This is a genomic window from Salipiger marinus, from assembly GCF_900100085.1.
In the GTDB taxonomy this organism is placed as follows: Bacteria; Pseudomonadota; Alphaproteobacteria; order Rhodobacterales; family Rhodobacteraceae; genus Salipiger; species Salipiger marinus.
Genome location: NZ_FNEJ01000019.1, coordinates 95,027 through 107,155, shown reverse-complemented (window position 1 = coordinate 107,155; position 12,129 = coordinate 95,027). Strand labels below are relative to the sequence as shown.

The window sequence follows — 12,129 nt, the reverse complement described above, 5'->3', positions numbered from 1 at the left end:
GGTCCCACAAGGCGGCGGCGCAATGGTTCAGCCGCGCCTGCTCAGACGCCGGGCTCGCCGAGCTGAGCGCGCACGGGATCCGGAAACACCGGGCCGCGATCTTCAAGGAAAACGGCGCAACCAACGAACAGCGCATGGCGATCTTGGGTCACGAGACCGAGGCGGAGGCCACCAGATACAGCCGCTCGGCAGACCTGCGAAAGATCGTTTCCGGAACAGAAGTTCCAACTCGGTCCGATCCAAGTTCCAACTCGGTCGAATTATCCAAGGAAATCAAGGGCCGTTAGGGGAAGTGGTGCACCCGACAGGATTCGAACCTGTGGCCTCTGCCTTCGGAGGGCAGCGCTCTATCCAGCTGAGCTACGGGTGCCGGTGCGCGTCCTCTTAGGGCAAAGCGCGGCGGGCTGCAATCGCAAATCGCCTCGGCCCCCCGGCTTTCGCAGAAGGCGCCGCCCGCCCTTCTTCTTGGTGGAAATATCCCGGGGGGAGCCTGCCGCAGGCAGGCGGGGGGCAGCGCCCCCCAGCAACCCCTCCAAAGAGCGCGGCTCGGGGCTCAGTACAGCCCGCCCGAGCTCAGCGTGCCGAAGCTGGCCTTCGGGCCCACCACCGCCTTGCGCCCGGTGGAGGTGGTGACCTCTCGCGAGCGGGTGGTGCCATCGGGCTGGATCAGGTCGAAATTGCCCGACATCGCCCAGCCCCCGTCAAGCTGCACGCCGAACATCGGCTCTTGACCGCGACGGAAGCATTCGGCCACCACATTCGCCCCCGAAGCGCCTTCGCCCAGACGGGCGCCGGTGAAGCGGTCGATGTTGATGAACTCGCAGGCCTCGGGCACCTTGAAATCGGTGCCGCCGTATTTCTCCACGGCCTTGGTCATGAAGCGCTGGAAGACCGGGCCGCACATGGTGCCGCCATAGGCATGTTCGCCCAGACTGCGCGGCTGGTCGAAGCCGATATAGCAGCCCGCCACGATGTTGGAGGTGAAGCCGATGAACCACACGTCCTTGGCGTCGTTGGTGGTGCCGGTCTTGCCCGCCGTGGGCACCGGCAGATCGATGACGCTTGCCGCCGTGCCGCGCTGCACCACGCCCTGCATCATCGAGGTCAGCTGATAGGCGGTCACCCCGTCCATGATGCGGTCGCGGTTGTTGCGGATGGTCGGGCCCTTGCCCGGCGGCAGGTTAGGATCGGCGCAGTCCACGCAGACCCGTTCATTGCCGCGCTCCGCCTCGTGGTTGTAGACGGTGCGGCCATAGCGGTCCTGCACGCGGTCCACCAGCGTCGGCTCCACCCGTTCGCCGCCATTGGCGAACATCGCATAGGCAGAGATCATCTTGTAAAGCGTGGTCTCGTCCGCCCCCAGCGCATTGGCCAGCACCCGGCCCATATGGTCATAGACCCCGAAGCGTTCGGCATAACGCCCGACCGTGTCCATGCCCACTTCCTGCGCCAGACGGATGGTCATCAGGTTGCGCGACTGTTCGATCCCGGTGCGCAGCGGCGTCGGGCCGTAATACTGGTTGGAGGAGTTCTGCGGGCGCCACACGCCCTGCGGCGTGTCGATCTCGATCGGCGCGTCGATGATGATGGCGGAGGGCGCATAGCCCGAATCCAGCGCCGCCGCATAGACGAAGGGCTTGAAGGACGAGCCCGGCTGGCGCAGCGCCTGCGTGGCCCGGTTGAACACCGAATCCTGATAGCTGAACCCGCCCTGCATCGCGATGACCCGGCCGGTATTGACGTCCATCGCCATGAAGGCGCCCTGCACCTCCGGCACCTGCCGCAGCGACCAGCGCAGGAAGGCCCCCGAACCGTCCTCGGTCATCTCGCGCACATGCACCACGTCGCCGCGTTCGAAATTGTCGACGAAGCTGCCGCGCATCCACGCGATGTCGTTGCGCGGCACCACCGAGGGCTTGGCCTCGGTCGCCTCCACGCCCTCGATGCCAAGCCGCATCTGCTGGTCGCCCACCTCCAGCACCACCGCCGGGCGCCAGACGCCGCGCAGATCCACGTCGCGGGCCACCGCCGCCTCGGACAGCGCCGCGCGCCAGTCCGCCTCCGATCCCAGCCGGTCCTCGGGGATGGTGATCCCGGTGCCGGTCCAGCGGCCCCGGCTGCGGTCATAGTCTTCCAGCGCCAGCCGCAGGCTGCGCGCCGCTTCCACCTGCATTTCGGGATCCAGCGTCGCGCGCACCGACAGGCCGCCCGAGAAAAACTCGCCCTCGCCAAAATCCTGCGTCAGCTGGCGGCGGATCTCGTCGGTGAAATAGTCGCGCGGCGGCAGCGCCTTCTGGTAGGGATCGTAATCGCCGTTCTGCACCGATTTCAGCGGCTGCACCACTTCGGTCTCGTAGGTGGGCTCGTCGATATAGCCGTTTTCCAGCATCTCGCGCAGCACGTAGTTGCGCCGCGCCAGCACGCGTTCCTTCTGCCGCACCGGGTGGTAATCCGACGGCGCCTTGGGCAGCGAGGCAAGGAAGGCCGCCTCATGCGGGGCCAGTTCCATCAGCGACTTGTTGAAATAGGTCTGGGCGGCGGCGGTCACGCCATAGGAGTTCTGCCCGAGGAAGATCTCGTTGAGGTAAAGCTCAAGGATCTTCTCCTTGCTCAGCGTTTCCTCCAGCCGGGCGGCAAGGATGATCTCCTTGATCTTGCGCTCGGCCTGACGGTCGCCCGACAGCAGGAAGTTCTTCATCACCTGCTGGGTGATGGTCGAGGCGCCGCGCACGTCGCGGCCCCGCGACTTGACCGCATCAACCGCCGCAGCCCCGATGCCGCGCAGGTCATAGCCCTGATGCTGATAGAAATTCTTGTCTTCCGCCGAAATGAAGGCCTGCTTGACCATGTCGGGGATCTGGTCGGCGGGGGTGAACAGGCGGCGTTCCTGCGCAAATTCGTCGATCACCTGCCCCTCCTGCGAATAGATGCGGGAGATGGTCGGCGGCGTATATTGCGCAAGGCTTTCATGGCTGGGCAGGTCTCGGCCATAGACCCAGAAGATCGCGCCCATGGACAGCGCAATCATCATGGCCCCCAGCGTGAGAACGCTGAAGATGGCTCCGAATATCGACAGAATGAACCTGATCACGCGCGATGCCCCTTTGGATTGCCGCTCCCCTTATACCGCAGCGGGGCCTGCGTCAAAACACAAGGGCGCGTGACCCCGGCAAGGCGCCGCCGGTGACCGGGTCGCCTCGTCGGGCGCAGGCCTCACAACCTGCGCGGCCTTACTGCCGGCGCAGCCGGGCCAGCGCCGCATCCTCCACCGCCCATGCGGCGATGCCGTCGCGCAGGCCCGCCGCCATGCGGGCACGCCATGCCGGATCCTGCAGATTGCGCAGATCCTCTTCGGTGGACAGGAACCCCACCTCCACCAGCACCGAGGGGATGTCGGCGGCCTTCAGCACCGAAAATCCCGCCTGCCGCAGCGGGCGCTTGTGGACCTGCCCCACCGCGCCGCGGATTCCCGCGACCAGATGCTGCGCCAGCGCAAGGCTGCGCGGCGCATTGTCGAGCCGCGCCAGATCCATCAGCACATTCGCCACCCGGTCATCGGATCCCGACAGGTCAAGCCCCGCCAGCAGATCGTCGCGGTCATGCCGTTCGGCCAGCGCCGCCGAGGCCGCGTCCGACGCATCCTCTGCCAGCGTGTAGACCGTGGCGCCATGGGCGACACCTTCCTCGATGGCATCGGCGTGCAGCGACAGGAACAGGTCGGCGCGCATCTGATGCGCCATGGCCACCCGCGCTTCCAGCGAGACAAAGACATCTTCCTCGCGCGTCAGCACCGCGTCAAAGCCCGCGCGGCGCAGCATGTCGCGCAGATCGCGCGCAAAGGCCAGCATCAGCGCCGCTTCGGTATGGCCCGCGCGTTCGGCGCCGGGATCAATGCCGCCATGGCCCGGATCCAGCACCACCCGCAGCGGTGCCGCCGGATCGCGCCGGGGCGGCGCCACGGCGGCGGGCGCGGGCAGATCCCATGCCGGATCGCGCAGCGCCCCCGACCGGGCCGCCATGTCGGTCAGGCTCGCGGGGCTCAGCGCCACCTCCAGCGCGGCGCTGCCGGTGCTTTCGGTGACGCGCATGCCCGCGCGGTCCAGCACCATCGGCCCGTCCAGCTCGGCCACCAGCCGCGACCAGCCCTCGCGGAACGGCCCCATGCGCAGCGCCGTCACCGCGTCTGACCGGTCCATGGCGTCGGCATCGGCCCCGGTCCAGTCCACCTCGCGGAAATCCACCACCAGCCGGGGCGGATCGGTCAGGGTGAAGGCGCGCCAAGGCACACCCTGACTCAGCGTCAGGGTCAGATCGGTGCCCCGCCCCATGAAACGGTCCCGGACCTCTCCGGCCACAAACTGCGCCTGTCCGCCCATCTGCTGCGCGCCCGCCATCGGGGCCAGCGCAAGGCAGACCAGCAGCGCCGCCACGATCCGGATCATCCTGCCACCGCCTGTTGTTCTGCTCTGACGACTTAGCCTAGCAGCGGCGCCACAGATTCGCATCCTCAGCCGCGCGTTTCCATGAAGCGGCGCAGCCGGTCCAGACCTTCCTCGATTTCCGCCGTGCCGCGCGCATAGGAAAAGCGCAGCGTGCCCGCGCCGCGCACGGGGTCGAAATCCAGACCCGGCGTCACCGCCACCCCGGCCTGTTCGAGGATCTCTGCCGCGAAGGCCCGGCTGTCCTGTGTCAGATGGCTGACATCGGCATAGATGTAGAAGGCGCCGTCCGGGGGCGCGATGCGGTCGAAGCCGGCCTGCGGCAGCCGTTCCAGCATGAGCGCGCGGTTGCGGGCATAGACGGCAAGGTTCGCGTTCAACTCCTCGGGGGCGTCAAGCGCCGCCAGCGCCGCCACCTGACTGGCATTGGAGGCGCAGATGAACAGGTTCTGCGCCAGCCGTTCCACCTGACGGATCTGGGCCTCCGGCACCACCAGCCAGCCCACCCGCCAGCCGGTCATGGAGAAATACTTGGAAAAGGAATTGATGACGCAGACATCGTCAGAGACCTGCAGCGCCGTCACCGGTTTGTGGTCATAATCGATGCCGTGGTAAATCTCGTCCGACAGGAAGGCCGCGCCGCGCCCCTGCGCCGCCCCCACCAGCGCCGACAGTTCCGGCAGGCCCAGCATGGTGCCGGTGGGATTGGCCGGAGAGGCGACCATCACCCCGTCATAGTCGATCCCCGCCAGATCCTCGGGCACCAGCTGATAGCGGTTGGCGGCGGTGGTCTGGATTTCCACCGGGGTCAGATCCATCGCCTTGAGGATCTGGCGGTAGGACGGATAGCCCGGCGCCCCCAGCGCCACCCGCTGCCCGGCATCGAACAGCGCCGAAAACGCAAGGATGAACCCGCCCGAGGATCCGGGCGTCACCACCACGCGCGCCGGATCCAGATCGACGCCATACCAGTCCGCGTAAAGCCGCGCGATGCGGGCGCGCAGCGCGGGCAGACCCAGCGCCACGGTATAGCCCAGCGACTCGCGCTCCATCGCCTCTGCCAGCGCCTGACGGGCGGCGGCGGGCGCAGGGGACGAGGGCTGGCCCACTTCCATATGGATGATGTGCCGACCCGACGCTTCGGCGGCACGGGCCGCTTCCATCACATCCATCACAATGAAGGGATCAACCGCCCCCCGGCTTGAGTTTCGCATTCCGCTCTCCCATGGTGACCCGGATTTCCGCCTGAGCCGCGGATACCGGACGAACCAAGGGAGGGTCAATGCCGGCACCCGCTGTGACACGCCGCCTCCTTGGCGCCGCTCTGGTTCTGCTGATGCTGGCGGCGGCCCTGCCCGCCCGCGCGGCGGTGCTGCTGCGCGACGCCGATCTGGAACATGCGCTGGGGCAGATCGCGGCCCCGGTTCTGAGCGCTGCAGGGCTGAGCCCGTCGCAGGTGCGCATTCTGGTGATCCGCGACGACAGCCTGAACGCCTTTGTCGCCGATACGAGCCATATCTTCCTCAATTCCGGGCTGATCATGCGGCTTGGCAATGCCAAGCAGCTGCAGGCGGTGATCGCGCATGAGGCCGCGCATATCACCGGCGGCCATATCAGCCGACGGCTTGGCAACCAGCGCGCGGCGCAGAACGCGGCCCTGCTGGGCGCGCTGCTGGCAGCGGCGGCGGGCGGCGCCACCGGTTCCGGCGAGGCGGCGATGGGGCTGATGATCGGCACGCAGTCCAGCGTGATGCGCAATTTCCTGAGCCACACCCGGGCCGAGGAAAGCTCTGCCGACATCGCCTCGGTCCGCACGCTGGTGCGGGCGGGGATCGATCCGCGCGGCGCCGTCGAGGTGCAGGAGATCTTTCGCGGGCAGGAGGCGCTGAGCGTCGGGCGGCAGGATCCCTATATGCAGACCCATCCGCTGACCCGCGACCGCTTCCGCACGCTGGAGGGGCTGGTGGCCGCGACCCGCGCGCCCGAAGCCAATGACGCTACGGCGGATTACTGGTTCCACCGCAGCCGGGGCAAGCTGTCGGCCTTTCTGCGGGCACCGGGCTGGACGCTGCAGCGGCTGGGAGACAGCGGTGCCGCCGATATCGCGCATATGCGCGAGGCGGTGGCGCAGCATCGGCAGGCCAATCTGGGCGGCGCGCTGTCGGCGATTGATGCCGCCATCGCACAGCGCCCGAACGATCCGTTCTACCGCGACCTGAAGGCGCAGATCCTGCTGGAATCGCGCCGCGCCGCCGATGCTGCCCGCGTGGCGACCGAGGCGAGCCGCCTTGCGCCGCGCAACGCGCAGATCCTCAGCGGGCTGGGCCGCGCCCAGCTGGCCAGCGGCAATGCCGCCGCCGCCGTGCAGACGCTGGAAACCGCGCGGGGCCGCGATTTTGCCGATGCGCGCATCCTGCGCGATCTGGCCACCGCCTATGCCAAGACCGGCAATCCCGGCATGGCCTCAGAGGCCACGGCGCAGCGATATGCGCTGGAGGGCAAGCTGAGCGATGCCGCCATCCATGCCCGCCGCGCGCTGGACCTTTTGCCGCGCGGCTCTGCCCCGTGGCGGCGCGCGCAGGATGTGCTAGACGAGGCGGATCGCGCCAAAAAGAAACGCTGATGCGCCCGATCCGGGCCCTGACCGACGGAGACACGATGCCCTTTCGCCTTGCCCGCCCCGCCACAGCCGCGCTGATCCTTGCGGCAGGTCTTGCCGCCCCGACAGCTCAGGCGCAGGAGTTCGATCCCGCCAGCATGACCCCCGCGCAGCGCGAGGCCTTTGGCGCCGAAATCCGCGCCTATCTGCTGGACAACCCCGAGGTCATCATGGAGGCGGTGGCCGCGCTGGAGGCCCGGCAGGCCGACCAGCAAAGCGCCGCCGACAGCGATCTGGTGGCCGCGCATCGCGACGCGCTGATGGATGACGGCTATTCCTTCGTGGGCGGCAATCCCGAAGGCGACATCACCGTGGTGGAGTTTTCCGACTACCGCTGCGGTTACTGCCGCCGCGCCTTTCCCGAGGTGGAGGAACTGATCGCCAGCGACGGCAACATCCGCTTCGTGCTGAAGGAATTCCCGATCCTTGGCGAAGGCTCGGTTGCCTCGTCGCGCTTTGCCATCGCCACGCAGTTGGAGGCGGGCGGTGACGCCTACAAGCAGGTGCATGACGCCCTGATGGTGCTGGAGCAGGATCCGACCGAGCCGGTGCTGCGGCGGCTGGCCGAGACGCTGGGGCTGGACGCGGATGCGATCCTTGCCCGGATGAGCGATCCGGAGGTGGAGCGCCGCATCCGCGAAACCCGCGCGCTGGCCGAACAGCTGCAGATCAACGGCACGCCCAGCTTCGTGATCGGCGACCAGATGCTGCGCGGTTATGTGCCGCTGCAGGGCATGCGCCAGATCGTCGAGGATCAGCGCGACGCGGGCTGAGGCGCCCGCGCCGTCCCGGCCCGGCTTTGGGTCAGGACGGCGCCTCGGGCAGGATCAGCCGCACCCGCGTGCCCTTGCCAAGGGTCGAGGACAGTTCGATCCGGCCCCCCGACTGTTCGGCAAAGCCGCGCACCATGGCCAGCCCCAGCCCGGATCCCTGCCCCACCGGCTTGGTGGTGAAATAGGGCTCCAGCACCAAGGGCAGCACCTCGGACCGGATGCCGCTGCCGCCATCGCCGATCTCGAACGTCACCTCGCCACGGCCCGCCTGCGCCCGCAGCGTGATCTCTCCGCCGCAGGGCAGCGCGTCGCGGGCGTTGCGCACCAGTTCCATCAGCGCGGCGGTCAGCTTGGACGGATCGGCCTGCACCGGCGGCAGGCCGCGCGGCAGATCGCAGCGCAGCCGGTGGGTCGGATGCAGCAGCGGCCCCGCCAGATCCGCGAGCTGCCGCGCCACCTCTGCGGGGGTGACCCGGGCAGGCTGCAGCCGCGCGCGGCTGGACAGGGTCAGAAGCCGCCCGGTCAGTTCGGCGCCGTGCCGCGCCGCCTGTTCGGCGGCCTCCATCAGTTCCTCGCGCTCGTCCTTGCCTTCGGTCAGGCGCGCCAGTTCCATATTGCCCAGAACGGCGGTCAGCAGGTTGTTGAAATCATGCGCCACGCCACCGGTGAGCTGTTCGAAGGCGCGGCGGCGCGCCGATTGCAGCGCCTGCTCTGCCCGCGCGTCCAGCACCTCGCGCAGGCGGGTGACGTCCATCGCGACCTTGACGAAGTACAGAAAGCCGAAGCCGATCATCAGCGTCAGGCCCAGCGTGTCCAGACTGCCCGGATCGGTCAGCCACAGCCAGCCCACCCGCGCGGTGCAGCCGGTGGCGATCAGCCCCAGATCCACCCGCAGCAGCAGCCGCAGATGCGACCGGATCGACAGGGTGTTGAGCACGGAGACAAACAGCAGGCCCAGCGAAAAGCTGTGCAGCGCGGGCGTGGCCTGCACCCAGAGCAGCAGCCCCCCCGCCATGTAGATCAGCCCAGACAGCACCATGGTCGCCATGGGCAGGACCAGCAGCCGGGGCGGACCCCGGTCCGGCAGCGTCTCCACCGCCAGAAAATGCAGGCTGCGGGTCACCAGAAACAGGCCATACCAGTAGATCATCAGCTGCTGGCCGTAATGCACCGCCAGCAGCGCCACGACGCTGCCCAGCATCAGCCCGCTGACCAGCAGTTCCGACGGGCGGAACCGCTCCAGCCTGCGGAACAGGGTAAAATCCCGCAGCCGGTCTTGCGGCGGAACGAGACCCGGAATGAAGGTCCCGTCCGCCATCTTCCCTACTCCGCAGCGTGCCGGGCCTTGGCGGCTTCGGCTTCCTCAAGCGCGGCTGCGCGTTTTTCGACCTCACTCACGATGTGGTCGACCATCTGGTCGTTGGACATCTTGTGGCTGGCCTTGCCCGCCAGATAGACCATGCCCGACCCGGCCCCGCCGCCGGTGAAGCCCACATCGGTCATCAGCGCCTCGCCGGGGCCGTTGACCACGCAGCCGATGATCGACAGGCTCATCGGGGTCTTGATATGCTCCAGCCGACGCTCCAGCACCTCGACGGTCTTGATGACGTCAAAGCCCTGCCGCGCGCAGGACGGGCAGGAGATGATGTTGACGCCGCGATGGCGCAGGCCCAGAGATTTGAGGATCTCGAAGCCGACCTTCACCTCTTCGACCGGATCGGCGGACAGCGAGACGCGGATCGTGTCGCCAATGCCCATCCACAGCAGGTTGCCCAGCCCGATGGCGGATTTGATCGTGCCGGAGGTCAGACCGCCCGCTTCGGTGATGCCCAGATGGATGGGTTTGTCGGTGACCTCGGCCAGCCCCATATAGGCCGCCGCCGACAGGAACACGTCCGACGCCTTTACCGAGATCTTGAATTCGTGGAAATCGTTGTCCTCGAGGATGCGGATGTGATCCAGCGCGGATTCCACCATCGCCTCGGGACAGGGTTCGCCGTATTTCTCCAGCAGGTGCTTTTCCAGCGAGCCGCCATTCACCCCGATCCGCATCGAACAGCCATGGTCGCGGGCGGCGGCGATGACCTCGCGCACGCGTTGCGGGCTGCCGATATTGCCGGGATTGATGCGCAGGCAGGCGGCGCCCGCCTCTGCCGCCTCGATGCCGCGGCGGTAATGGAAATGGATGTCCGCGACGATGGGCACCGGGCTTTCGCGCACGATCTCTTTCAGCGCGCGGGCGCTGGCCTCGTCAGGAACCGAGACGCGCACGATGTCGGCCCCCGCCTCTGCGGCGCGCTGCACCTGTGCCACGGTGGCGGCGACATCGGTGGTGGGCGTGTTGGTCATGGTCTGCACGCTGATCGGCGCATCCCCGCCCACCGGCACCGAACCCACCATGATCTGGCGGGACGTGCGCCGCGCGATGCTGCGCCAGGGTCGGACCGGGTTATGACTCATCGCAAAAGGCCCCTCCACGGGCAGTAGTTCCGTTCCCGCACAGCATAGGCCCGTGGCCCCCACAACACCAGAGGCCCGGGATCGCCCCCGGGCCCTGTGACGCCACGCTTGCGTGAACGCGGGCGTGTCAGTCGACGCGCAGCGCCGTTTCGGAAAGCTCCGCAAAGACCCGTTCCAGATCCGCGTCGCTGGTGGCATCCGCCACCTCATAGGTCTTGGTCAGGTGATCCACCGACAGCGCGAGATTCGAGGTGACGGCACCGCGGGCCCCGGCTGGGCCATAGGTCTGGCCATTGACCGCAAAATACACCGCACCGGATTCGCCCACGCGCAGCGTGGCGGGATCCTGCGTGGCGGGCACCACCCATGTCTCGCCAGCCGCCATGGTCTTTTCAAAGATCACCGACCCGTCGGCAGAGCGCACCCGCACCCATGCCGGACGCACGGCGATCATGGTCACGCCGGGCGCGCCATCCTGCAGCACCTTGGGCATGCCCGGTTCCGCGCTGGCGACCTGCTCGGCGGGGCGGGACTGCGCCAGCACCGGCTCCAGCTGCGCCATCAGCCGGACCAGATCGCGGTCGGCCTGCGGATCGGCCGGGCTGTAGGCCGCCTGCAGCACCTCGGTGTCCAGCGGCAGATCGCTGGTCACGGTGCCGCTGGGGCCGATCGGGCCATAGGTGCGGCCTGCCATCGCCAGATAGACGGCACCGGATTCGCCCACGTTCAGCAGCGGCCCCTGTTCCCCTGCGGGCACGGTCCAAGTCTCGCCCGCGTTCATCACGCGTTCATAGATCACGCCGCCATCGGTGCCGCGCACGCGCACCCATGCCGGACGCACGGCCACCAGCGTGATCTCGCCCGAGCCGGGCAGCGCCGGGGCGCCATCGACGCGGGCCAGCAGCGCCTCGCTACCATCCGGAGAGGCGACGGGCTGCGGCATGCGCTGCCGCACCGCCTGCGCAAAGGCGCCCACGGTCGACGGATCAAGCGAAGAGATGGGCGCATCCCGTGCCACCAGCACCGGCACGTCCAGCGCCTGCGGGCGGTAGAGCCGGTCCATCGCTTCGGCGGTGGGCGGGGTGAAGGGACCGGCACCGCTGGCAGCGGCAACCTGGTCGCCCTCGACCTCGGGGCCAGCGGCGGCGGGCTGCACCGGATCAAGATCGCTCAGCACCAGCGGGGTCTGGTCGACGGGGGCAAGCTGCACCCGCTGCACTTCGCGCAGCACCGCATAGCCGCCATAGCCGATGCCGCCGATCAGCGCGACCAGCACCAGCAGCGAGCCGATGGCGCCCGGTTCGATCCGCGAAAAGAACGACTCGCCTGCCGGAGCAAAGGGCATGCGCGGGTTGGCGAAGGGGTCGCGTGCCGCCGGGCGCGGCAGCGGCTCTGTCTGACCCTTGCGCATGGTCGAGGCGCGGTCGGACATGCCATGCGCCACGGCAAAGCCGCTTTCGGCGCAGAACTCCGCGTAGCATTCATCGGGATCCATGCCCAGATAGCGGGCGTAGGACCGCACATAGCCCGCGATGAAGCCGGGAGTGTCAAAGGCCGAGGGGTCACAATTTTCGATCGCGGCAATGTAACTTGCCTTGATCCGCAATTCGCGCTGCACGTCCAGCAGGGACTTGCCCAGCGTGGCCCGTTCGCCCCGCATGACATCGCCCAGCTTCAAGGTGAAATCGTCAAAACCTCGCGGGCCGTCACCGGCCATGTCTTCAGACTTGCGAGGGGATTTACGCCCGATCATGCGATCCGCCTTCTTTGCCGACATCCCAGAGGTCTAAGCCTGCCC

The 12,129-nt window shown here is 68.1% G+C and carries 8 protein-coding genes, 1 tRNA gene and 1 pseudogene; 3 read left to right on the top strand and 7 right to left on the bottom strand.

What is annotated here, in order from left to right; translation table 11 throughout:
• A pseudogene (locus BLR51_RS27810) lies at nucleotides 1-287 on the top strand (hypothetical protein); the annotation flags it as partial.
• Between the two features lie 6 nt (nucleotides 288-293).
• Here the strand turns inward: BLR51_RS27810 and BLR51_RS19210 are convergent.
• The 4 genes from BLR51_RS19210 to BLR51_RS19195 all read right to left on the bottom strand — a co-directional run bounded on the left by BLR51_RS19210 (nucleotide 294) and on the right by BLR51_RS19195 (nucleotide 5,653).
• A tRNA-Arg gene (locus tag BLR51_RS19210) sits at nucleotides 294-370 on the bottom strand.
• Nucleotides 371-553: 183 nt separating this feature from the next.
• Nucleotides 554-3,091 (bottom strand): penicillin-binding protein 1A, encoded by a 2,538-nt coding sequence (locus tag BLR51_RS19205; RefSeq protein ID WP_089849998.1) that lies wholly within the window; start codon nucleotides 3,089-3,091, stop codon nucleotides 554-556.
• 139 nt (nucleotides 3,092-3,230) lie between these two features.
• On the bottom strand, nucleotides 3,231-4,442 hold the full coding sequence (locus tag BLR51_RS19200) for an N-acetylmuramoyl-L-alanine amidase (RefSeq protein ID WP_089849996.1): 1,212 nt from the start codon (nucleotides 4,440-4,442) through the stop codon (nucleotides 3,231-3,233).
• 65 nt (nucleotides 4,443-4,507) lie between these two features.
• Entirely contained in the window at nucleotides 4,508-5,653 is a 1,146-nt protein-coding gene (locus tag BLR51_RS19195; protein ID WP_089849995.1) for a pyridoxal phosphate-dependent aminotransferase, read from the bottom strand.
• Between the two features lie 68 nt (nucleotides 5,654-5,721).
• On the opposite strand from BLR51_RS19195, the gene BLR51_RS19190 reads away from it, so the two are divergent.
• Together BLR51_RS19190 and BLR51_RS19185 are read left to right on the top strand one after the other, a co-directional pair.
• Complete coding sequence (locus BLR51_RS19190; protein ID WP_089849992.1) at nucleotides 5,722-7,062, top strand: M48 family metalloprotease; 1,341 nt, start codon at nucleotides 5,722-5,724, stop codon at nucleotides 7,060-7,062.
• Nucleotides 7,062-7,871 carry a DsbA family protein gene (locus tag BLR51_RS19185; protein ID WP_375342692.1) on the top strand — a complete coding sequence of 270 codons (810 nt, stop codon included), beginning with the start codon at nucleotides 7,062-7,064 and terminating at the stop codon, nucleotides 7,869-7,871. Before BLR51_RS19190 ends, BLR51_RS19185 begins: the two co-directional genes overlap by 1 nt.
• A gap of 31 nt (nucleotides 7,872-7,902) precedes the next feature.
• On the opposite strand, the gene BLR51_RS19180 is transcribed toward BLR51_RS19185, so the two are convergent.
• The 3 genes from BLR51_RS19180 to BLR51_RS19170 form a co-directional block, all read right to left on the bottom strand.
• The gene (locus BLR51_RS19180; RefSeq protein ID WP_089849990.1) at nucleotides 7,903-9,189 is read right to left on the bottom strand and encodes a sensor histidine kinase; all 1,287 of its coding nucleotides are present in this window, start codon (nucleotides 9,187-9,189) and stop codon (nucleotides 7,903-7,905) included.
• 5 nt (nucleotides 9,190-9,194) lie between these two features.
• Nucleotides 9,195-10,331: a flavodoxin-dependent (E)-4-hydroxy-3-methylbut-2-enyl-diphosphate synthase gene (ispG, locus tag BLR51_RS19175; protein ID WP_089849988.1), complete on the bottom strand. Its 1,137-nt coding sequence runs from the start codon at nucleotides 10,329-10,331 to the stop codon at nucleotides 9,195-9,197.
• A gap of 127 nt (nucleotides 10,332-10,458) precedes the next feature.
• Nucleotides 10,459-12,084: a helix-turn-helix domain-containing protein gene (locus BLR51_RS19170; protein WP_089849986.1), complete on the bottom strand. Its 1,626-nt coding sequence runs from the start codon at nucleotides 12,082-12,084 to the stop codon at nucleotides 10,459-10,461.
• Nucleotides 12,085-12,129 lie beyond the last annotated feature (45 nt).